This is a genomic window from Amycolatopsis sp. NBC_01286 (genome assembly GCF_035982555.1).
GTDB lineage: Bacteria > Actinomycetota > Actinomycetes > Mycobacteriales > Pseudonocardiaceae > Amycolatopsis.
Genome location: NZ_CP108428.1, coordinates 850,787 through 871,863, shown reverse-complemented (window position 1 = coordinate 871,863; position 21,077 = coordinate 850,787). Strand labels below are relative to the sequence as shown.

The 21,077-nt window shown below is 71.9% G+C and carries 25 protein-coding genes and 1 pseudogene; 17 read left to right on the top strand and 9 right to left on the bottom strand.

Annotation, left to right across the window (positions count from 1 at the left end):
• Window positions 1-182: 182 nt before the first annotated feature.
• The 4 genes from OG570_RS04065 to OG570_RS04050 are packed head-to-tail and all read left to right on the top strand — an operon-like array spanning window position 183 to window position 3,992.
• Window positions 183-659 carry a PTS system mannose/fructose/N-acetylgalactosamine-transporter subunit IIB gene (locus tag OG570_RS04065; RefSeq protein ID WP_326955645.1) on the top strand — a complete coding sequence of 159 codons (477 nt, stop codon included), beginning with the start codon at window positions 183-185 and terminating at the stop codon, window positions 657-659.
• A gap of 7 nt (window positions 660-666) precedes the next feature.
• Window positions 667-2,295, top strand: a complete 1,629-nt coding sequence (locus OG570_RS04060; RefSeq protein WP_326955644.1) for a PTS system mannose/fructose/sorbose family transporter subunit IID — start codon at window positions 667-669, stop codon at window positions 2,293-2,295.
• Window positions 2,296-2,304: 9 nt separating this feature from the next.
• A complete protein-coding gene (locus OG570_RS04055; protein ID WP_326955643.1) occupies window positions 2,305-2,697 on the top strand; it encodes a PTS sugar transporter subunit IIA in 393 nt (130 codons plus the stop codon).
• Window positions 2,694-3,992 carry a hypothetical protein gene (locus OG570_RS04050; RefSeq protein ID WP_326946579.1) on the top strand — a complete coding sequence of 433 codons (1,299 nt, stop codon included), beginning with the start codon at window positions 2,694-2,696 and terminating at the stop codon, window positions 3,990-3,992. Before OG570_RS04055 ends, OG570_RS04050 begins: the two co-directional genes overlap by 4 nt.
• A 173-nt stretch (window positions 3,993-4,165) precedes the next feature.
• Here OG570_RS04050 and OG570_RS48240 read toward each other — a convergent pair.
• Together OG570_RS48240 and OG570_RS04045 are read right to left on the bottom strand one after the other, a co-directional pair.
• Window positions 4,166-4,584, bottom strand: a pseudogene (locus tag OG570_RS48240) (transposase); the annotation flags it as partial.
• Between the two features lie 47 nt (window positions 4,585-4,631).
• Window positions 4,632-5,396, bottom strand: coding sequence for a GntR family transcriptional regulator (locus OG570_RS04045; protein WP_326946581.1), 765 nt, complete (start codon window positions 5,394-5,396; stop codon window positions 4,632-4,634).
• Window positions 5,397-5,629: 233 nt separating this feature from the next.
• On the opposite strand from OG570_RS04045, the gene OG570_RS04040 reads away from it, so the two are divergent.
• Both OG570_RS04040 and OG570_RS04035 read left to right on the top strand, forming a co-directional pair.
• Entirely contained in the window at window positions 5,630-5,980 is a 351-nt protein-coding gene (locus OG570_RS04040) for a hypothetical protein (RefSeq protein WP_247061472.1), read from the top strand.
• A 12-nt stretch (window positions 5,981-5,992) separates the two neighbouring features.
• Window positions 5,993-6,271 (top strand): hypothetical protein, encoded by a 279-nt coding sequence (locus OG570_RS04035; protein ID WP_247061473.1) that lies wholly within the window; start codon window positions 5,993-5,995, stop codon window positions 6,269-6,271.
• A gap of 1 nt (window position 6,272) precedes the next feature.
• Here OG570_RS04035 and OG570_RS04030 read toward each other — a convergent pair whose 3' ends face one another.
• The 4 genes from OG570_RS04030 to OG570_RS04015 form a co-directional block, all read right to left on the bottom strand.
• Window positions 6,273-7,163 (bottom strand): Kelch repeat-containing protein, encoded by an 891-nt coding sequence (locus OG570_RS04030; RefSeq protein ID WP_326955642.1) that lies wholly within the window; start codon window positions 7,161-7,163, stop codon window positions 6,273-6,275.
• A 62-nt stretch (window positions 7,164-7,225) separates the two neighbouring features.
• Window positions 7,226-8,458: an RNA polymerase sigma factor gene (locus tag OG570_RS04025; protein ID WP_326955641.1), complete on the bottom strand. Its 1,233-nt coding sequence runs from the start codon at window positions 8,456-8,458 to the stop codon at window positions 7,226-7,228.
• Window positions 8,455-8,769, bottom strand: a complete 315-nt coding sequence (locus OG570_RS04020; protein WP_326946584.1) for a YciI family protein — start codon at window positions 8,767-8,769, stop codon at window positions 8,455-8,457. Before OG570_RS04020 ends, OG570_RS04025 begins: the two co-directional genes overlap by 4 nt.
• A 3-nt stretch (window positions 8,770-8,772) precedes the next feature.
• Window positions 8,773-9,102: a YciI family protein gene (locus OG570_RS04015; RefSeq protein WP_326959862.1), complete on the bottom strand. Its 330-nt coding sequence runs from the start codon at window positions 9,100-9,102 to the stop codon at window positions 8,773-8,775.
• Window positions 9,103-9,262: 160 nt separating this feature from the next.
• On the opposite strand from OG570_RS04015, the gene OG570_RS04010 reads away from it, so the two are divergent.
• From OG570_RS04010 to OG570_RS03970, 9 genes are all read left to right on the top strand, one after another.
• Complete coding sequence (locus OG570_RS04010) at window positions 9,263-9,394, top strand: hypothetical protein (RefSeq protein ID WP_326946585.1); 132 nt, start codon at window positions 9,263-9,265, stop codon at window positions 9,392-9,394.
• Between the two features lie 259 nt (window positions 9,395-9,653).
• Entirely contained in the window at window positions 9,654-10,634 is a 981-nt protein-coding gene (locus OG570_RS04005; protein ID WP_326946586.1) for an ABC transporter substrate-binding protein, read from the top strand.
• A gap of 235 nt (window positions 10,635-10,869) precedes the next feature.
• Window positions 10,870-11,661: an ABC transporter ATP-binding protein gene (locus tag OG570_RS04000; protein WP_326955640.1), complete on the top strand. Its 792-nt coding sequence runs from the start codon at window positions 10,870-10,872 to the stop codon at window positions 11,659-11,661.
• Window positions 11,654-12,361, top strand: a complete 708-nt coding sequence (locus OG570_RS03995) for an ABC transporter ATP-binding protein (RefSeq protein WP_326946589.1) — start codon at window positions 11,654-11,656, stop codon at window positions 12,359-12,361. The genes OG570_RS04000 and OG570_RS03995 overlap by 8 nt, the downstream gene beginning before the upstream one ends.
• 37 nt (window positions 12,362-12,398) lie before the next feature.
• A complete protein-coding gene (locus OG570_RS03990; RefSeq protein ID WP_247061486.1) occupies window positions 12,399-13,250 on the top strand; it encodes a branched-chain amino acid ABC transporter permease in 852 nt (283 codons plus the stop codon).
• Window positions 13,251-13,252: 2 nt separating this feature from the next.
• Window positions 13,253-14,329 carry a branched-chain amino acid ABC transporter permease gene (locus OG570_RS03985; protein ID WP_326955639.1) on the top strand — a complete coding sequence of 359 codons (1,077 nt, stop codon included), beginning with the start codon at window positions 13,253-13,255 and terminating at the stop codon, window positions 14,327-14,329.
• Entirely contained in the window at window positions 14,316-15,629 is a 1,314-nt protein-coding gene (locus tag OG570_RS03980; RefSeq protein WP_326946590.1) for an ABC transporter substrate-binding protein, read from the top strand. The genes OG570_RS03985 and OG570_RS03980 overlap by 14 nt, the downstream gene beginning before the upstream one ends.
• A gap of 63 nt (window positions 15,630-15,692) precedes the next feature.
• Window positions 15,693-16,277 (top strand): TetR/AcrR family transcriptional regulator, encoded by a 585-nt coding sequence (locus OG570_RS03975; protein WP_326946591.1) that lies wholly within the window; start codon window positions 15,693-15,695, stop codon window positions 16,275-16,277.
• 21 nt (window positions 16,278-16,298) lie between these two features.
• On the top strand, window positions 16,299-17,237 hold the full coding sequence (locus OG570_RS03970) for a GlxA family transcriptional regulator (RefSeq protein WP_326955638.1): 939 nt from the start codon (window positions 16,299-16,301) through the stop codon (window positions 17,235-17,237).
• A gap of 76 nt (window positions 17,238-17,313) precedes the next feature.
• On the opposite strand, the gene OG570_RS03965 is transcribed toward OG570_RS03970, so the two are convergent.
• A complete protein-coding gene (locus OG570_RS03965) occupies window positions 17,314-17,751 on the bottom strand; it encodes a hypothetical protein (RefSeq protein WP_326955637.1) in 438 nt (145 codons plus the stop codon).
• A 163-nt stretch (window positions 17,752-17,914) separates the two neighbouring features.
• Between OG570_RS03965 and OG570_RS03960 the strand changes: the two genes are divergently transcribed.
• On the top strand, window positions 17,915-19,036 hold the full coding sequence (locus tag OG570_RS03960) for a Cmx/CmrA family chloramphenicol efflux MFS transporter (RefSeq protein WP_326955636.1): 1,122 nt from the start codon (window positions 17,915-17,917) through the stop codon (window positions 19,034-19,036).
• Here the strand turns inward: OG570_RS03960 and OG570_RS03955 are convergent.
• The gene (locus tag OG570_RS03955; protein ID WP_326955635.1) at window positions 18,967-20,088 is read right to left on the bottom strand and encodes an erythromycin esterase family protein; all 1,122 of its coding nucleotides are present in this window, start codon (window positions 20,086-20,088) and stop codon (window positions 18,967-18,969) included. The two genes, OG570_RS03960 and OG570_RS03955, sit on opposite strands and share 70 nt — an antisense overlap.
• Window positions 20,089-20,159: 71 nt before the next feature.
• On the opposite strand from OG570_RS03955, the gene OG570_RS03950 reads away from it, so the two are divergent.
• A complete protein-coding gene (locus OG570_RS03950; protein ID WP_326955634.1) occupies window positions 20,160-20,846 on the top strand; it encodes a TioE family transcriptional regulator in 687 nt (228 codons plus the stop codon).
• On the opposite strand, the gene OG570_RS03945 is transcribed toward OG570_RS03950, so the two are convergent.
• A complete protein-coding gene (locus OG570_RS03945) occupies window positions 20,819-21,016 on the bottom strand; it encodes a hypothetical protein (protein WP_326955633.1) in 198 nt (65 codons plus the stop codon). The two genes, OG570_RS03950 and OG570_RS03945, sit on opposite strands and share 28 nt — an antisense overlap.
• Between the last annotated feature and the right edge of the window lie 61 nt (window positions 21,017-21,077).

The following is a 21,077-nucleotide window of genomic DNA, read 5'->3' as shown; positions in this document are numbered from 1 at the left end:
TACGTAAAGAGGGCTTCGCGCGCTCGGGGCCGACGGGAGGTCTGAGGGGTCCTGCCGTCGGCCCGCGCGAGGCTGTTTTCTCGGTCACCCGCGCTTCCCGGTCACCCGCGGCCGGTCACCCGGAGTATTGACTTCACTACTGCGACGAACCAGGATGTCTCCTGCCATCTGGGAGGAGAAACATGGCGGGGGCGCACGTTCGCATCGACAACCGGCTGGTCCACGGGCAGGTCACCGTCGCCTGGACCCGTCGTCTCGGCGTGCGCCGGCTGCTCGTCTGCAACGACGACGTCGCCGCCGACGACCTGCAGCGGATGCTGCTCCCGCAGGCCGCGCGCGGTCTGCCCACCGAGGTGCTCTCGGTGGCCGACACGCTGCTCGCGCCCGCCGCCGCCGACGTGATGATCATCGCCAAGCACCCCGAAGACGTCTTCCGCCTCGTCGAGGGCGGGCTGCGGCCCGAGGTCGTCAACGTCGGCAACGCCGCGCCCCGGCCCGGCGACGGCTACACCATGGTCACCCGCTCGATCGCGGTCACCGCGGACGAGGCCGCCGGCTACCGGAAGCTGGCCGCGGCCGGCGTCCCGCTCGTCACCCAGCTCATGCCCCAGGACAAACCCGCCGACTTCGTCGCGCTGCTCGATCGAAAGGGGCTGTGAGCCCGGCATGCTCGTCGCGCTGGCCTTGACCGTCTGGGCCGTCTACTGCACCTACGACGGGCTCGGCCCGTTCCTCATCTACGCCCAGCGCCCGCTGATCGCCGGTTCGGTCGCCGGCCTGATCACCGGCAACCCGCTGCTCGGCCTGCTGATCGGCGCGACGCTGGAGCTGGCCGCGCTCGGCGTCTACACCTACGGCGGCGCGACGATCCCGGACTACCAGACCGGCGCGATCGTCGGCACCGCGCTGGCCGCGGGCGCCGCCGGGGGCACGTCCGCGCAGGTCGCGGTCGGGCTCGGGGTCGGGCTGCCGGCGGCGGTCCTGCTCTCCGCGCTGGACCCGGTCGGCAAGATGGTGACCACCGGGCTGGTGCACCGCGCCGACGCCTACGCCGCCGACGGCAACGCGCGCGGGATGGCGATGATCCACTGGGTCAGTCTCATCCCGTGGGTGGCGGTGCGGGCCATCCCGACGTTCCTCGCCGCGCTCGCCGCGTCCGGCGGGCTGGTCAAGGACATCACGGCGGGCATCCCCGCCGGCTTCGTGAACGGCATGACGCTGGCCGGCTCGCTGCTGCCCGCGGTCGGGTTCGCGCTGCTGCTCGGCATGATGGAGCTGCGGAAGTACTGGTACCTGCTGCTCATCGGCTTCGTCGCGTTCGCCTACCTGCACCTGCCGGTGCTGGGCGTCGCGCTGGTCGGCGTCGCGGTGGCCATGCTGTTCGTGACGTTCAAGCGCGAAGAGCCGGCGGCCGTGCCGGAGACCGCTTCGGAAGCCGTCGACGAAGAGTCCACTGTGGACCCCCGGCTGACGAAGCAGGACCTGCGCCGCGCCTACCGCCGGTACTTCTGGTCGAGCCAGATCTCCTGGAACTACGAGCGGATGCAGGCGCTCGGCTTCGCGTACTCGATGGAACCGGTGCTGCGCCGGCTCTACCCGGACAAAGCCGACTACGCCGCCGGGCTGCAGCGGCACATGCAGTTCTTCAACACCTCGGTGCTCGTCGGCGGGCCGCTGATCCTCGGCTCCGCCGTCGCGCTGGAGGAAGCGGGCACACCGACTTCCGCGGCCAGCACCAAGGTCGCGTTGATGGGCCCGCTCGCCGGCATCGGCGACACCCTCGTTTTCGCGCTGTACAACAGCATCATCTTCACGATGGGCGCGTCGTGGGCGCTGCAGGGCAACTGGCTCGGCCCGGCGTTCGCCGCCGTCATGGTGCTCGTGCCCTACGCGCTCATCCGGCGGTGGCAGTTCGGGTTCGCGTACCGTGAAGGGAAGCGGCTGGCCGGGCACCTCGCGGCCGGCGCGCTGGCCCGCGTCGCGCAGGGTGCGACGGTGCTCGGGTTCGTGGTGCTCGGCGGGTTCATCCCGTCGATCGTCAAGGTCGTCACCACGCTGACCTACCGGCAGACCACCACCGTCCAGGGGCAGGCGGTGACGCAGGCGGTGGCGATCCAGGACCGGCTCGACGAGCTGGTGCCGTTCCTGCTGCCGGTACTGGTCACGGCTGGGGTGTACCTGCTCGCGGCGAAGGCCCGGATGCGGCCGATCTGGATCATCGCGGTCGTCATGGTCGTCGGCGTCGCACTGGGGTGGCTCGGCTGGTTCGCACCCGCCGGGCCTGCGAAGAGTTAGGAGCCCGTCATGTCGATCCCGATCATCCTCGCGGGGCACGGCAGCTTGCCTTCGGGCGTCGGCGAAGCGGCCGAGATGATCCTCGGCCCGCAGGCGCGGCTGAAGGTCTGCGAGCTGAACCCGAGCGACCGCCCGGAGGACTTCGGCGCCCGGCTGCGGGAGCTGGCCGGCGCCGCCACCGAGCTGCTCGTGCTCGCCGACCTGCACGGCGGCTCGCCGTTCAACGCCGTCCGCACCCTTTCCGCACAGGGGCCGGCCCGCGTCGAGCTGGTGTCCGGGCTGAACCTGCCGATGCTGCTGGAGGTCCTGCTGCACCCCGCCGCCGACGTCACCGAGCTGGCCGGGGTGGCACGCGCCGCCGGCCGGGACGGCGTCGTCGACGTCCTGGAATCCACCTGGTGACCGCCTCGCTCCTGCTCGCCGCGCAGGACGTGCGGATCACCCCGGGACCCGGGCACCCGCTGGGCGGCTACCTGGCTCGCAACGGCGTCGCGACCGGCACCCACGACGACCTCGAGGCGTCGCTGATCTGGCTGTCCACCGACGACGACCCCGGCGTGCTGTGGGTGGCGCTGGACGCGCTGGCCGTGGACGCCGGGCTCACCCGCACCCTGGCCGACGCCGTCGCCGACGTGGTCGGCATCGACGCCGAGCGCGTGCTCGTCTGCGCGTCGCACACGCACTCCGGGCCCGAGGGCTGGACAGGGCCGCTGCACCCCGGGCTGCCGGGGCAGCGGGACACTGGCCTGGTCGAGCGCATGACGGAGAAGGTCACCGGCGCCGCGGCCCTGCTGCGCGCCTGCCGAAGACGGGTCCGGGCCCGGTGGCACGCGGGCGAGACGGAAGCGGTCGGCAGCAACCGCTACGACCCCGACGGCCCGCACGACACGTCGTTCGGCGTGCTCGAACTGCGGCGCGACGACGACACCCCGGCCGCGTTGCTGTTCGACTACGCGAGCCACCCCACGGTGCTGGGCCCGGAGAACCTGCGCTGGTCCGCGGACTGGCCGGGCGCCACCCGCCGCGAGCTGGCGGCGTTGATGGGCCGCCCGGTCGCGGCGTTCCTCCAGGGTGCGGCGGGCGACGCCAGCTCCCGCTTCGTCCGCCGCGGCCGCGACCACGACGAGGTCCGCACGCTGGGCGGCCACCTGGCGACGTCGATCGCCCGGACGCTCGCGGCCACGTCGTCGGCCCCGGCCACCGGCCCGGTCCGGCTGACCCGCTCGTCGCTGTACCTGCCCTACCGCGACGTACCGTCCATTGAGGACAGTCTGGAGCTGCGCGAGTCGGCCGAAGGCGAGTGGCAGCGCGAACTGTCCCGCCACGGCTCGGACCACCCGGCCGTCCGGATCGCCCAGACCCGCTACGAGGGCTGCGCGATGCTCGCCGTGATGGCGGCCAGCGACCGGCCGACGGGGTGCGCCGAGGTGCCGGTCAGCGTGGTGTCGGTGGGGGAGATCGCCTGGCTGCACACGCCGTTCGAGCTGTTCGCGTCACTGGGGTTGCGGATTCGCGAGGGCAGCCCGTTCCGGCACACGCGGGTGATCGGCTACACCGACGGCTACCTGGGGTACCTGCCGGACGCGAACGGGCACCGCGACGGGATCTACGAGTCGTACGTGACGCTCTTCGGCCCGGACGCGGCGGAGGTGCTGGTGGCGCACTGCGCGAAGGCGCTCAAGAGCCACTACGCCTAACCACTGTCCTGTAAGTCATCGGAGCCGGGTCACGGAACTGTTCGAGCCGGTTGAAGCACCGCTCCACGACGTCGGGCTGCTTGCAGACCTCAGCATCGAAGGCGATCTGGTCATCGCGTTCGGCTGACGAAGGTGATCCGCCGTCGGCGCATCGCCTCGTGTGTCGAGGGATGCGAATACGCCTTGTCCGCGATCACCGCCTCCGGCCGACATCGTGGCCGGCCTGGCCCGGTCCGGGCGATGCTGCTTTTCCGGGCCCCGGCGGAGTGCTGATGCGCCCTGACCACGCTCGAGTCCACCGAGACGACCCATTCGAGGTCACCGACGGCGTCGTCTTTTGACGATGACGTAGTCAAGGATCCGATCCCAGGTGCCGTCCTTGGTCCACAACCGCAGTCGTTCATGCGCGGTTTTCCAATGGCTGTGGCGTTCTGGCAGGTCACGCCACGGAGCACTGGTGCGGAGTTTCCACGGGATCGCGTTGATCACCTGACGGTGATCCCGCCGACTTCGGCCACCGCTTTGCCGCGGGCGGCGGCAGCGGTTCGATCACTGCCCGCGCCCGGTCTGCCGGTTCTCCTCGGCCGGCCATCGCACACGATTACCGGATACCCAGGTCAACCGCTTGCAGGACAGCGCCTAACCGCTGCGGCGAGCCTGGGTGAAGACCGTGTAGCGGTCCGCGCGGTAGAGCGACCGGCCCGCCTCGATGACGCCGCCGCTCTGGTCGTGGAGCGTGCCTTCGATGATCAGGCACGGCTGGGTGGCCTCGATGCCCAGCAGGCCCGCGTCGTGGGTGTTCGGGAGGACCGCGGAGATCGCCGTGTCGTTCCAGTCCGCCCGCACGCCCCAGCGCTCCTCCAGCGTGCGGTGCAGGGACTGCGTCTCCCAGTCGAAAAGCTCGATGTCCGGGAACCGGTCGACCGACAGGTTGGTGCGCTCGACCGCGAACGGCTCGTCCTCGACGTAACGCAGCCGCTCCAGGCGGAACACCCGCGCGCCCGGGGGGACGTTCAGGCGGCCGGCGATGCGCGGGCCCGCGCTCTCGATCTCGGCGTGCAGCACCTTCGTCTTCGGGACGACGCCCCGGGCGCTCATGTCCTCGGTGAACGACGTCAGCATGTCGATGTGCGCGGCCTGGCGCTGGGCGGTGAAGGTCGCCGTGCCGTGCTGGCGGTAGAGGACGCCGTCGGCGACCAGGCGGTTGATCTCCTGGCGGACGGTGCCGCGGGCGACCTGGAAGTGCTCGGCGAGGAACCGCTCGGACGGCATCAGCCTGCCGGGGCCCGCCTCCGTCGCGACGCCTTCGATGATCTCGCGGAGCTGGTCGCCTTTCGGCCGCCCCGGCTCCAGTGCGTCCGGGAGCCGGAGATCGCTCGCGGGGACGTGCTTCGGACGGGGCATGGCACCAGTATGTCGTCCCGCCCCGGCGGGGGCACATCCGCCGGAGCCGGACCGGCCGCCGGTGCCGGGCCCGGCGGGCCGCACCTGCCGTCGGACGGGCCGCGCTGACCTGCGCGGTTGCACGGTGAGACCCGAAGTGTGCACGCACGGTCACGACGTGGGCTTCCGCCGGGACGGCCTACTCGGTAGTTCTTTTCCGAGCAGCGGAGAAACCGCTGAGGAAAGGACCGATGATGACGTTCACCAGCGTCAAACGCGCCTGCGCGGTGGTCGCACTGGCCGCGGCGGCGGGCGGCCTCGCCGTCGCCCCCGCGGAAGCCGGGACCACGACCGTCCAAAGTGGAAGCGGCACCATCAGCGACCCGTGGGTGCCGACGCGCGCCGCCCACATCACGTGCTCGTCCGCCACGCTCTTCGGCAACTACACCTCCGGGCAGGGCCACTCCGACCCGATCGACACGCTCGTGCAGGGCAACTACATCGGCGTCCGGTACATCACGTCGGACCACAACTCGGCCGACGTCTTCTGGCACGGCGCGAGCAAGTGGGGCTTCCTGCTCCGCAGCTGCTTTTCACTGGACTGACGGGAGAAAGACATGACCACAGCACGCATCGCCGGCGGTCTCGCGGCCGCGACGCTCGCCGTGTCCGCGGCGATCACCCTCGCCCCCGCCGCCTCGGCGGGGACCGTCCACGAGATCTGCGCCACCGACCTGTACGTCCGGACGCAGCCCGCCGGCGTCATCGTCGGGACGCTCTACCGCGGCGACCACTTCGAGCTGTCGCGGTACTCGCCCAGCGGCGACTGGGCCGAGGGTTACGCCATGGGCAACGTCAACAAGAGAGGCTGGGTCCAGTCCGGCTGGTTCTGCTGAGTCACTGCACCTTCAGCGAGAGCACGCCGGGCACCGTGATCCGCTGGCCGTAGGGGTTCGCGCGGCCGCCGATCGCCAGGACCCGGTGCGGTGCGCCGGCGGTGCAGACCACCGACGACCGGCCGTGGGGCAGGAGCGTGGCGAGCAGGTGCCACGCTCCCGTGCCCAGGTCGAGGACCTCGGTCGTGCGGTCGCGCGCGATCGGGTCCTCGGCCGCCGGTTCGCTGCCGACGACCACGATCCGGTCGCCCAGCAGCGCGACGCCGGGGAGCACGCGCCGCTTGTGCATCGGGGCCACGGCTTCCCAGGTGTCCGTCCGGGGCGAGTACCGCTCCACCGAGTCGAGCATGTCCTGCGGCCCGCCGGCCAGCCCGCCGATGGCGTACAGGTGGGTTTCCGTCGCGAGCAGCCGGAACCGGGTCCGGGGGGTGCGCATCGGGGCCACCGGGTCCCAGCGCTTCTCCTCCGGGTCGAAGACGAGCACCGCGTCCGAGGCGCTGTCCCCGGCGCTGCCACCCGCGACGTAGAGCAGGTCCCCGAGGCCGGCGGCCGAAGCCGCGGCGAGCGGCACGGGCAGGGGCGGCGCCGGGCTCCACTCGTCGAGCTGCGGGTCGTAGCGGTCGACGGCGTCGGTGGGGCGGTCGCCGACGGTGCCGCCGGCGACGTAGACCCGGCCGCGGGCCACCCCGACGGCGTGGTCGCGGCGCGGGACCGGCAGCGGGCTGACGTGGCGCCACTCGCCGCGGCCCGTCACCTTGCGGGTCTCCACGGAGCTGTGGCCGGTGCTCCCGTCGGTGCCGCCGATGACGAAGATGTCGTCGCCGGCGCGCGCCACCTCGTGGCCGAACCTGGGAGACAGCAGCGGCGGCCGGTACTTCCAGGAGTCGTTCATCGTTCCCCACCCTCTTCGCGCGTCGCGATTCGCGGCCAGAGTCTCCGCGGCCGGGTGGTTTGTTACTGCAATTCGCCGATTCGCCGGGCCAGGTAACGGCGCTCCGCGTCGGTCGGCGCCAGCTCCAGCGCCGCCCGGTACGCCTCGGCCGCTTCCCCGGCCCGGCCCAGGCGACGCAGGAAGTCCGCGCGCGTGGCCGGGAGCAGGTGGTAACCCGCCAGCTGCCCGCCGTCCGCGAGCGCGTCGACCAGGGTCAGGCCGGCGGACGGCCCGTCGGCCATGGCCACCGCCACCGCCCGGTTCAGCTCGACCACCGGCGACGGGTTCAGCTTCGCCACCAGCTCGTACAGCCGGGCGATCCGGGCCCAGTCCGTGTCCGCCGCGCGTGACGCCGTCGCGTGGCACGCCGCGATCGCCGCCTGCAGCTGGTACGGGCCCGGCCGGCCGAGCGCCAGCGCCTCGTCCAGGACGGCGACGCCTTCGTCGATCAGCGCGCGGTCCCAGCGGGTGCGGTCCTGGTCGGCGAGGGTGATCAGGTCGCCGTCGTCGTCGGTGCGGGTCGCGCGGCGGGCGTCGTGGAACAGCATCAACGCCAGCAGCCCGCCGGCTTCCGGCGCGTCCGGCAGCAGGCGGAGGACGACGCGCGCGAGCCGGATCGCCTCCGCCGTCAGGGCCTGGCGGACCAGGTCGGCGCCCGCGCTGGCCGAGTAGCCCTCGTTGAACAGCAGGTAGAGCACGCCGAGCACACCCGCCGTCCGCTCGGGCAGCAGCTCGGCGGGCGGGACGCGGTAGGGGATCCGGGCGTTGCGGATCTTCCGCTTCGCCCGCACGATCCGCTGCGCCATCGCCGGTTCGGGCACCAGGAACGCGCGGGCGATCTCCGGGGTCGTCAGGCCGGCGAGGGTCCGCAGCGTCAGCGCGACCTGCGCTTCCAGCGGCAGCGCCGGGTGGCAGCAGGTGAACATCAGCCGCAGCCGGTCGTCGGGGACGTCGTCGGGTTCCGGTGGCGCGTCGTCGACGGGTGCGGTGACGGCCAGCTCGCGCAGCCGGTTCGCCTCGGCGGTGCCGCGCCGCAGCTTGTCCAGGGCCCGGTTGCGGGCGGCCGTCGTCAGCCACGCCCCGGGACGGCGCGGCACGCCGTCCCGGGGCCAGGTGGCCAGTGCCTTGGCGAACGCCTCCTGGGCGCACTCCTCGGCCAGGTCCCAGTCGCCGGTGATCCGGATCAGGGTGGCGACGACGCGGCCCCACTCGGTGCGGAAGGCCTCGTCGACCGCCGTGGCGACGGACTCGGTCACTCCCACACGGGCCGCAGCTCGATCGCGCCGAACTTCGCGACCGGGTGCGCCGCGGCGACGTCGATCGCCTCGGCCAGGTCGGCGCACTCGAGGATGTCGTACCCGGCGATCTGCTCCTTCGTCTCGGCGAACGGGCCGTCCGAGACGAACGTGCCGCCGTCGCGCGGCCACAGCGTCGTCGCGTCGCCGACCGGCCGCAGCTGGTTGCCTTCGAGCCGGCGCGCGCCGGCCTCGGCGACCCAGTCGCCCGGGTCTTCTTCCGCGGTGCCGACGAGCTCGGGGTCGACGCACACCCACATCAGGAACTTCATCGCTCAGTCCTCCCAGAACGGCCGGATCTCGATGGGAAACCGCCCGGCGGACGGGTGGGCGGACGCGATCGCGATGGCCTCGTCGAGGTCCTCGCACTCGACGACCTCGCAGCCGGCGACCCATTCCTTCGTCTCGGCGAACGGGCCGTCCGACGTCAGCCGCTGCCCGTCGCGCACCCGCACGGTGACGGCTTCGGCGGGCGGCCGCAGCAGCGTCCCTTTGTGGGTGGCGCCGCGGGCTTCGACGTCGCGCAGCCAAGCGACGAACTCGGGCTGGGCGTCGATCTCGGGCGGGCTGAACAGCTCCGCGCCGTCGTCGCAGATCATCAGCATGTACCGCAAGGCTCCTCCTGATCGTCCGGTGCAGCTTCTCACCCACCCGACGCGGCCGCGGGCCGGAATCGACAGGGTCCCGGAAACTTTCTCCGGACTCTGTCGATCCGGGCGGACCACGGCGTCGTCCTGCCGGAAGCCCCCGGCGAGAGGAGCCGTCATGATCCCGGTCAGCCAGCTGTGGACCGCCACCTGCCAGAACGAGCGGGACCGCCGCCGGGCCGAGGAGCGCCTCGGCCGGCTGGTCGCCCGGTGGACGCGCCGCCTGCGCCGGGCGCGGGTCAGCCGATGACCGACCGCGCGCACATCGGGATCGTCCTCGACGGGAAAACGCCGATTGCAATTTGCCGTTGCTCATTTCCGTGGCGGTGTATTGGTGGGTTGCTTGCGTGCTCCGCACTGAACGATGTCCGGTGATCCTTTTCCGGAAATAACGTGTTCTCTTTTGTCGGCAACACGTTTGCGGCTGTGGAAAGCGTCATCTACAGTCCGGCAGATCACGGCCATACCGGCCGGTTTCCCTGATCTGTCCAGTGTTTTCCGGGAGTGTCATGTTCCGACGCGCCTCGTTACGGCGGTTCGCTGTGCTCTTTTCCGCCGGGCTTTTGCTGGCCGGCTGCAACCAGGCGGGCGGAAGCGGTTCCGCGGGTGGCGACGTCGAGAAACCGGCCATCCGGGTCGCCATCTTCACCGCCGTCGACCTCGCGACGCTGTGGCTGGCCCAGCAAGGCGGCTACTTCAAGGCCGAAGGCCTCGACGTGCAGACCGACCTCGCCGCCAGCGGCCAGGAATCGCTGACGCGCATGACGAAGGGCCAGGACGACATCGCGTTGTCCACGTACACGTTGTTCTTCCTGGCGAAGAGCAGTGGTTCCGCCGACGTCCGGCTGGTGGCCGACGCGACTTCGGCGAGCCCGCTCAGCAACGAGGTCGTCACCGTGCCGAACTCGCCGGTGAAGACCGTGAACGACCTGGGCGGCAAGCGGATCGCGATCAGCTCGAAGAACGCCGCGTCGGACATCCTGACCCGGTCGGTGATGCGCGACCACGGCATCGACTTCAGCAAGGTGCAGTGGGTCCCGATGCCGCTGCCGGAGATGGGCGCCGCGCTGGCCCAGGGCAAGGTCGACGCCGCGTACCAGCCGGAGCCGTTCCTCACCCAGGCCGCCAAGGTGGCCGGCGCGTACCCGGTCGTCGACGCCGCCAGCGGGAGCACCCAGTCGTTCCCGCTGACCGGCTTCGGCGCCACCGGCAAGTGGGTCCAGGAGCACCCCAGGACGATGGCGGCGTTCCAGCGCGCGATGCTCAAGGCCACCCGCGACTCGGTGGACCGCGGCCGGATCGAGCCGCTGGTCGTCCGCAACGCCCGGGTGGACCAGGACGTCGCGAGCCTGATGGTGATGCCCACGTTCGGCTCCACGCTCGACGCCCGCCGCATCCAGCGCGTGCCGGACCTGCTCCAGCAGCTGGGCATCATCCAGACGAAGGTCGACGCCTCGGAGATGATCGCGCCGCAGTCCGGTACCGGCTGATCCCGGAGGTTTCCACCGTCGAAGGCGGGTGCGCACTCTGCGCACCCGCCTTCGGTCGTTTCGCGGACGTCGCCGCTTCCCGCCGAGGCCGTGCTTCGCGAAATTTTCGGACCGGCCCGGAAGATCCGGATGTTGCCGGTTCGCACCTTGACACGGCTGGCGCCGCGCCCCACCCTCTTCATACCGACCGCGCGGTACGGACTGGTCCACATGGTGAGAACTAGAGGGGTCATCGATGACACTTCCCGGCGAGGGCCTGCTCGTGGTCGACGGCCTCACCGTGCGGTTCGGTGGTCTCACCGCGCTGCGCGACGTCCGGCTGAGCGTCGACGAGGGCACGGTCGTCGGCGTCATCGGCCCCAACGGCGCCGGCAAGACGACGCTGTTCAACGTCATCTGCGGCTTCGTCCGCCCCCAGTCCGGGCGCGTCCTCTGGCGGGGGACGCCGCTGGTCCGGCACCGCCCCGAGCACCTCGCCGGGCTCGGGATCGTCCGCACGCTGCAGGGCCTCGGCCTCTTCGCCGGGCTGACCGTGCTGGAGAACGTGATGGCCGGCGCGGGCCGGCACGCTCGTTCCGGCGTGCTCCCGGCCCTCGCAGGTGTCGGCCGCTCGGCCCGCGACGAGGCCGACCTCGCCCACCGGGCCCGGGCGACCCTGGCGGAGCTGGGCATCGCCGACCTCGCCGACCGGCTGCCCGGTGTGCTGCCCTACGGCGTGCGCAAGCGCGTCGCGCTGGCCCGCGCGCTGGTCGCCGAACCGGACCTGCTGCTGCTCGACGAACCGGCGAGCGGGCTCTCGGCCGCCGAGCTGGTCGAGCTCACGACGTTGATCCTGTCGCTGCGGCGGCACATGGCGGTGGTGCTCGTCGAGCACCACATGGACCTGGTGATGCAGGTCTGCGACCGCGTCGTGGTCCTCAACTTCGGCGAGGTGATCGCCGCGGGCACCCCGGCCGAGATCCAGGCCGACCCCCGCGTGGCCGAGGCCTACCTCGGCGACCCCGCCGAGGAGGCGACCGGTGCTTGAGATCGAGGGCCTTTCCGTGGCCTACGGCGCCGTCCGCGCGCTCGACGGCGTCAGCCTGACCGTCGACCGCGGCGGCATCACCGCGGTGCTCGGCGCGAACGGCGCGGGCAAGACGACGTTGCTGCGCACGATCAGCGGCCTGCAACCGGCCCGCGAAGGCCGGATCACCTGGGACGGCACGGAACTGCGGGGCCGGGCGCCGGACCGCATCGCGCGTGGCGGCGTCGCGCACGTGCCCGAAGGCGGTGGCGTGATCACCGAGCTGACCGTCGAGGAGAACCTCCGCCTGGGCGCGTTGTGGCGGCGGGACCGCGCCGACCGCGCGGCCGCGAAACGCGAGGTGTTCGAGCTTTTCCCGCCGCTGGAAGAACGTTCGGCCAAGCTCGCCGCGACGCTCTCCGGCGGCGAGCGGCAGATGCTGGCCATCGGCCGGGCGCTGATGAGCCGGCCCCAGCTGCTGCTGCTGGACGAGCCGTCGCTCGGCCTCGCGCCGCTGATCACCGCGCGGATCATGCGGATCCTGCGTGACCTGCGGGCCTCGACCGGGCTCACCGTGGTGCTCGTCGAGCAGAACGCGCACAGCGCGCTGTCCATCGCGGACAACGGGTACGTCCTCGCGCTCGGCAGCGTCGTGGCGGTCGACACCGCGGCGGAGCTGCTGGCCGACGACGGCCTCCGCCACGCCTACCTCGGCTTCTGACGCTGCTGACCATCAAACGGGAGGTGAACGGTCCGGTATGCAGGAATTCCTCGACCTGACCCTCGGCGGGATCTCCGCCGGTGCGGTCTACGCGGCCCTCGGGCTCGCGCTGGTCATCATCTACCGGGCCACCCGGGTGGTGAACTTCGCGCAGCCCGCGCTCGCCCTGATCTCGACGTACCTCGCGTACTCGGTGACCAAGGGGACGGGCAGCTACTGGCTCGGCTTCGCCGTCGCGATCGTGGCCGGGACGCTGCTGGGCGTCGTGACCGAACGGCTGCTGATCCGCCCGCTGCGCCACCGCTCCGAGCTCAGCTCGATCATCGTCACCCTCGGGCTGCTCCTGGTGCTGCAGGCCGTGGCCGGGATGATCTGGTCCAACGAGCCGCTGGCGTACCCGTACGCCTTCGACTTCGTCGGCCGGTTCTCCGCCAATGACCTCTTCGTGGTGCTGGTGGTGCTCGCGATCGCCGCGCTCGTGCTGGTGGTGTTCAAGTACACCCCGCTCGGCCTGCGGATGCGGGCGGCCGCGTTCGCCCCGGACGTCGCGCGCACCCTCGGCGTGCGGGTCGGGGTGATGCTCACCGTCGGCTGGGGGATGGCGGCGGCCGTCGGCTCGCTGGCCGGGCTGCTGGCCACCCCGCCGTTCCTGTTCCCGAACGTCCTGGACGGCGTCTTCGTCTACGCGCTCACCGCGGCCGTGCTCGGCGGGCTCGACAACCCGCTGGGCACCATCGCCGGCGGGTTCGTGCTCGGCGTCGGACTGTCCTACGTGTCCGGTTACTTCGGACCGGAGACGGTGACGATCGCCGCGCTGGCGATCCTGGTGATCGTGCTGACGCTGCGGCCGGCCGGCTTGTTCGGCCGCGCGAAGGCGAGGCGGGTGTGAGCGTGCGCACGAGTCTCCCGGAGGCCCCGGCCGGTTCGCCCGCCCGCGCGGGGAAGCGCCGGCTGCCGCCCCTGGTCCTGCACATCCTGGCCGCGCTGGGCGCGCTCGCCGTCGTCGTGGTGCTCTCCCTGGTCACCGACGAGTTCACCAACCTGCGGATCGCGACGGTCGGCTACTACCTGATCGCGGTGGCCGGGCTGACGCTGCTGACCGGCCTCACTGGCCAGGTTTCCCTGGGCCACGGCGCGTTCATGTTCATCGGCGCGTACACCGTCGCGCTGCTGGTGCGCCGGGTCCCGGCGTTCCCGCTGTGGGCCGACCTGCTGCTCGCCGCGGCCGCCGGTGGTCTCGGCGGGCTGCTCGCCGGGGCCGCCGCGGCCCGGCTGCGCGGGCCGTACCTCGCCGGGGCGACGCTCGCGCTGGCCGTCGGCCTGCCCGCGCTGACCCGCCGGTTCCAGGACTTCCTCGGCGGCAGCAACGGGTTGAGCTTCACCGTCCACAGCAGACCGGCCGGCCTGGTCGGCGTGGTGCCGGAACTGCGCTGGCAGACCTGGATCGTCTGGCTCAGCGTGCTCATCGCGCTGGTGTTCGTGGTGAACATCGTGCGCGGCAAGCTCGGCCGCACCTTCCGCGCCGTCCGCGACGACGAGGTCGCCGCTTCGCTGAGCGGGATCCACGTCGGGCGCACGAAGATCCTGGCGTTCCTCATCAGCGCGGTGTGCGGCGGGCTAGCCGGTGGCCTGCAGGCGTTCCTGCTCGGCACCGCCGCGCCCGGCTCGTTCACCCCCGCGCTGTCGCTGAGCCTGCTGGCCGCCGTGGTCCTCGGCGGGCTCGGGTCGCTCTGGGGCGCGCTGTGGGGCGCGATCGCGCTCGTCTACTTCCAGGCGTGGTCCGAAGACCTCGCCGACGCCCTGCACCTGAACACCGACGTGGCCAACAACCTCCCGCTCGCGGTGTACGGCGTGATCCTCATCGTCGTCGTGCTCGCTTTCCCGCGCGGCATCCAGGGCGGTTTCAGCCGGCTGCGAGGACTTCTCCGTCGATCCGCCGAGCAAAAGGAGACCCATGAGAAGCACTAGAACCGTCGCGGGAATCGCGGTCCTGGCCTTGGCGCTGAGCGCGTGCGGCGGTGCGGGGGAGTCCGACACCAGCGGCACGCAGGCCGCGGACTCGGCGGTCGGCGTCACCAAGGACTCCGTGGTGATCGGCACCCACCAGCCGCTCACCGGGCCGGCCGCGCCGGGCTACAGCAAGATCTCCGTCGGCGCCCGCGCGGTGTTCCAGTCGATCAACGACGGCGGCGGGATCAACGGCCGCAAGATCGACTACAAGGTCGAGGACGACGGTTACAACCCGACCAAGACCGTCGAGGTCGTCAAGAAGCTCGTGCTGCAGGACAAGGTGTTCGCGATCGTCGGCGGCCTCGGCACGCCGACGCACTCCAAGGTCGTCGACTACCTGAACACCGAAGGCGTGCCGGACCTGCTGGTGTCGTCGGGCGCGCTCGCCTGGGACAACCCGCAGAAGGCGCCGATGACCTTCGGGTACCAACTGGACTACACCCGGGAGGGCAAGATCCAGGGCAAGTACATCAAGGACACCTTCGCGGGCAAGAAGGTCGGCTACTTCACCCAGAACGACGACGTCGGCCGCGACACCCAGGCCGGCCTCGACCAGTTCATCAAGGACCAGACGGTCGCCAAGCAGGGTTACGACAGCGCCAACACCGACGTCACACCGCAGCTGTCCGCGCTCAAGGCGGCCGGCGCGGAGGTCGTCGTGTGCGAGTGCATCCCGGCGTTCACCGCGCTGTCCATCCTGGCCGCGGCGAAGATCGGCTACAAGCCGCAGTTCGTCGTCAGCAGCATCGGCGCCGACCCGGCGACGCTTTCCGGGCTGCTGCAGGACTTCGCCAAGCGCGGCGGCGCGAGCGTGTCGAGCGCGCAGCTGCTGAACGGGCTGATCGGCACCGGTTACCTGCCCGACGTCGCGCAGACGTCCGACCCGTGGGTCGCCTACTTCAAGGGCATCCACGACAAGTACATCCCCAAGGAGCAGCTCACCAACACGCTGTTCTACGGCATGGTGCTGGCCTACACGTTCGCGCAGGCGCTCAAGGCCTCCGGGCCCGACCCGACGCGGCAGAAGATCGTCGAAGCCATGAGTTCCGGTTCCCTCAAAGGACCGGGCCTGACGCCGTTCGGATTCTCGAAGGACTCGCACTCGGGGTACACCGGCGGGTACGTGTTCAAGATCAACCCGGACACGACCACGACGGTGATCCAGCAACCGGCCGTCACCGACCGGGGCACCGGCGCGATCACGCCGTACAGCGGCGAACGCGCCACCCCCGACCAGGTGAACCTGCTGGGGAAGTAGAGGAACGTGGGCCGGCTCGCGGCGCCGCGCGAGCCGGCCCACCCCCTCACTTAAGGTGAAGACATGGCGGTCAGGGAAAAGGTCATGCGGGCCGCGGTGCGGTTGTTCGCCGAGAAGGGGTTCGAGGCCACGACGGTCCGCGAGATCGTCGAGACGGCCGGCGTCACCAAAGGTGGCCTGTACCACTACTTCGAGTCCAAAGACGACCTGCTGTTCGAGATCTACAGCGCGATGCTGCGGATGCAGACCCAGCGGATGCGGACCATCGCCGAGTCGGACATGCCGCTGCCGGAACGGTTGCACGCCATCATCGCCGACGTCGTGGTGACGTCCATTGCGGACCTCGACGCGGCGACCGTGTTCTTCCAGTCGTTCCCGCTGCTCGAAAAGTCCAAACAGGTCCAGGTGCGTGCCGAACGCCGGCTTTACCACGAGCGGGTGCGCGACCTCGTCGAGGAAGGCCAGCGAGCGGGCGTCTTCCGCGAAGACGTCCCGGCCGACCTGGTCATCAACTACCACTACGGCGCGATCCACCGCCTCGGCATGTGGTACCACGCCGAGGGTGAGCTGTCGGGTGAGCAGGTGGGCGAGCACTTCGCCAACCTGATGCTGCGCAGCCTCCGCCCGGAGCCGCCGGCGGCCGGGTAGGCCGGGCCTATCGTGGACGGCATGCACATCGTGGCCGTCCTCGCGCCGGACCGGGTCGTCCCCTTCGACCTGGCGACGCCGATCGAGGTGTTCTCCCGGACGCTGCTGCCGAGCGGGCGTCGCGGGTACGAGGTCCGGATCTGCGGCGCGAGCCCCGAGGTCGACGCGGGCGCGTTCACCCTGCGGCCGCCGTTCGGCCTCGACGGGCTCGACGACGCGGACACGGTCATCGTGCCGGGCCGCGACGCGAACCCGCCGGTGGCTCCCGAAGTGCTCGACGCGCTGCGGCGGGCCGCCGCGAGGGGCGCGCGGATCGCGTCGATCTGCTCGGGCGCGTTCATCCTGGCCGAGACCGGCCTGCTCGACGGCCTCCGCGCGACCACGCACTGGGTCGGCGCGGCCGAGCTGGCCCGGCGGCACCCGGCGATCGACGTCGACCCGGACGTCCTCTACGTCGACAACGGTCAGTTCCTGACGTCGGCGGGCGCGGCGGCCGGGCTGGACCTGTGCCTGCACCTGATCCGCCGCGACCACGGCTCGGCGGTGGCGGCCGACGCGGCCCGGCTGTCGGTGATGCCGTTGGAACGCGAAGGTGGCCAGGCCCAGTTCATCGTCCACGACCAGCCCCCGACCCCGCGCGGCTCGGCGCTGGAGCCGGTGCTGACGTGGATGGAGGAGAACTGCGCGAAGGAGCTGACCCTCGAGGACGTCGCCGCGTACGCCGGGATGAGCACGAGGACGCTCAACCGCCGCTTCCGCGAGCAGACGGGCACGACGCCGCTGCAGTGGCTGCTACGGGTCCGCGTCCGGCGCGCGCAGCACCTGCTGGAGGCGACGGGCCACGCGGTGGACCGGATAGCGGGCGAGGTGGGCTTCGGCTCAGCGACGGCGTTCCGGGAGCGGTTCAAGCGAGTCGTCGGAACAAGCCCGAACGCTTACCGGGCCAGCTTCCGGTCGTGAGTGTTTAGGGCGGTTAGAACCGCCCTAAACACTCACGACGAGCCGCGGCAGACCACCCGGCGCGAGGACGGCGTAGCTAACCCGCACTGCGCAAGAGGAAGTCCCGGGTTGAGCCCATGCCGTACTTGTCCACCGGGCTCGACAGTGCCGCCACCTCCCGCAGCACCGGCCGGATGTCGACGCCGTCGGCGCGGGCGGCGGTGCAGAGGGCGTTGAGCGCCACGAGTTCGTCGCGCGGGTCGGCGCCCTGGTCGCAGGCCGAGATGTGCAGCAGCCGGGTGCGGAAGTCCGCGTCGGGCAGGGACACCGCCCAGCGGAACGACGGGTACCGCTCGAACAACGCGCGGACCTCGGCCCGGGCGTCGTCGTCGCCGGTCGCGTAGTGGTCCAGCAGGGCGCGCAGCACTTCCCGCGCACCGGGCGGAAGGACCACCTCGAACGGCTCCCCGTCGAACGGGGCGTTCGCGATCGGCTCCAGGACGGCGTCCACGCGTGCGACTTCCTGCTCGAACATGGGCCCACGGTATCGTCGGACGCGTGTCGAGCCCCGAAGCGTCCAGGACCGGGCTGTCGGTCGCCCCGGCAGCCCGGTAGCTCGCTCCTTTCACCACCCGCGTGCCCGGGTCCCCGGGTGACCACGAAGTCGTCTGCCGATCTCGTGATCCCTGGAGCCTGTTGTGCCCTTTCCTGTCTACTTCCTCGCCCTGGGCGTGTTCGCCATGGGCACGTCCGAGTTCATGCTCGCCGGGCTGGTGCCCGACATCGCCGGCGCGCTGGGGGTTTCCCCGGCGCAGGCCGGTTTCCTGACGTCCGCGTTCGCCGTCGGCCTGGTCGCCGGCGCGCCGCTGATGGCCGCCGTGGCCCGTTCGTGGCGGCGTCGCACGGCGTTGCTGGGCTTCCTCGCGGTGTTCGTCGCGACGCACGTCGTCGGCGGCCTCACCGGATCGTTCGCCGTACTGCTGGTGACGCGGGCGGTGGCCGCGGTGGCTTACGCGGGCTTCCTGGCCGTCGCGCTGACCGCGGCGGCCGGTCTCGTACCGCCGGACCGGACGGGCCGCGCGCTGGCCGTCCTGCTCGGCGGCACGACGCTCGCCTGCGTCGCCGGCATTCCCGGCGGCGCGCTGCTGAGCGCCGCGTTCGGCTGGCGCGCGGCGTTCTGGGCCGTCGCGCTGCTGTGCGTGCCCGCGGTCGCGGGAGTCGCGCGGATCCCCGGCACTCCCGCGACCGCGAAGCCGTCCGGGCTGCGTAAGGAACTCGCCGAGCTGCGACGACCGACGCTCGCCGGGACGCTGCTGCTCGGTGCCCTGGTCAACGCGGCCACGTTCGGCGTCTTCACGGCCCTGGCGCCGCTGGCCGCCGGGATCGCGCCGGTGCCGCTGGTCCTCGCGATCTTCGGCGCCGGCTGCTTCGCCGGCGTGACCGCGGCGGGCCGGCTCGCCGACCGGTGGCCTGGCCAGGTCGTCGCGATCGGCGGGTTCCTGCTGCTCGCGGGCTGGGTCGTGCTGGCGCTGGTCCCGGCCGCGTTGCCCGTCCTGGCGTTCACGCAGGGCGCGTTGTCGTTCGCCGTCGGGAGCACGGTGATCGCGCGGATCCTGCGGCTGGCGGCGGGCGCGCCGACGATGGCGGGGTCGTACGCGACGGCGGCGCTGAACGTCGGCGCCGCCGCCGGCCCGGTGCTCGGGGCGGTGGCGGCGCCGGTCCGGACGGCCGTCGTCCTGATCGCGATCGCTCAGGTGGTCGCGCTGATGTGCAGGACCGCGTCGGCGCCGTCGAGGACCTCGGGGGTGAGCGGGAAGTAACCCGTCTCCGGGATGGCGTCCGTGCGCGTGCGGCCGGGCTCGACCGCGCGCACCAGGCCCCAGCCGTCGACGCGGTCCTGCAGCGAAGCCTCGTAGGTCTCCGGCTCGGGCTCCCCGAGCCGGAGCGCCTCGCTGCGCCCGACGCTCCCGGCGACGAAGACGTACCGCTCGCCCAGCAGCGACCCCACGATGGCGCCGGCACCGGACCACACGAGGTTCGCCACCGCCGAGTTCCAGGTGCTCGTGCCGCGCTGCAGGTGGCTGTTGTGGGCGAACACCATCGTCGGCCCCCGCTGGGCTTCGAGGTCGCGGATGTCGAGCAGGTTCTGCGCCATGATCGCGTCGCGGGTGCCGCTGAGGCGCGAATACCGTTCGGCGCCGTCGATCGCCGCCTGCTTGTGGTAGCGCAGCAGGCCGAGCCCGGCGGTGAGGTGCGTCCGCGCGCGGACCCACTCGGCGCGTGACGTCGCCGCGATCCGCTCCGGCGCGCGGCTGTGGAGCGTGGTCAGCAGGTCGTCGGCGATCGCGCGCAGGGCGTCGGCCGCCGGCGTGGCGCCGGGGGAGGCCGCCGCGTCCATGACGGCTTCCGTGCGGCTCCACCGGTCGTCGTCGCCGGCCAGGCTCGCGACGTCGACGTCGAGGCCCAGGTAGTCGCGGGCGTGTTCGAGGTAGCGCCGCGGGCTGGGCGCGCTCATCATCTCGGTGGACGCGTCGAAACCGTGGAACGCCAGGCGTTCCGCGGCCGGGAGGGGCTCGTTGTGCTCACGCATCCAGGCGACCAGGCGCCGGTTGGCGTCCAGCTCCCCGAAGCTGTGCGAGAAGCCTTCCTTCATCGCGGTGTCGAGGGTGCCGGCGCCGTCGCGGACGAAACCGTCCACGGCGAGCGCGGCCACCCGGTCGGTCTCGAGGGCGATCGAGCGGAAGCCGTGGCCGGCCAGCTGGGCGAAGAGTGCGTTGCGCCGCAAGGGAAACGCCGGTTCCTGGTGCGACGGCTCGCCGTAGCCCAGCAGGGTGCACGACGCAGGGGCGAAGTCTCGGATGTCCTGACTCATGAGGCTCAAGCGTATCGTTGAAAGAACGGTTGAGACTTGGCCTAAGCCGGGCTCGGTAAAGTCTCAACTCGATGAGACCCGCCGACCTGGCCCGCGAGCACGGGCTCTCGACCCAGGCCGTCCGCAACTACGAGGCGGACGGCTTCCTCCCGCCCGCGGACCGCACGCCGAGCGGCTACCGGATCTACACCGGGACGCACGCGGCCGCGTTGCGCGCCTACCTGGCCCTGATCAGGGGATACGGCCACCCGACGGCCGGTCGCGTGATGCTCGCGCTCCACGACGGCCACCTCGACGACGCCCTGCTGGCCATCGACCGCGGCCACGCCCGGCTGCTGCGGGACCGCGAAACCCTCGGCTCGGTGCGCCGCGCGGTGGGCGACCTGACGGCGGAACCCGCGCCGGACCCCGGCGCCCGGACGATCGGCGAGCTGGCGCACCGGCTGCGCGTCACGCCGGCGACGCTGCGGAACTGGGAGCAGGCCGGCATCCTGACGCCCGCGCGCGACGCCGCGGGCTACCGCGTCTACCGCGCGGAGGACGTCCGCGACGCCGACCTCGCCCACCTCCTGCGCCGCGGCGGCTACCCGCTGGGGCACATCGCCACGGTGGTCGAGCAGATCCGGACGGCCGGCGGTACCGAGGAGCTGTCCCGCGCGCTGGCCGGCTGGCAGACGCGGCTCACGGCCCAGGGTGTCGCCATGCTCGACGCGTCGGCGCGCCTCGGCGACTACCTGGCCTTGCGGCGGCGGACGTAATGGGTGATCAGCAGGATGGTGCAGACCAGGGCGACCGAGCCGGCGACCATGCGGAGGGTGAAATCCAGCCCTGTCACGGAACCGACGGCGTTGGTTCCGGCGCTGATGACCAGGACCAGCCAGAGGAGCGGGGCGGCCGAGCGGGTGGTGGCAGTGGTGTCGTTTTCCATGGGCAGAACGTTAGAAGCGGCCGCGGCGCGATTCACTGGCCTGCGCACCCGGAATCCGGGT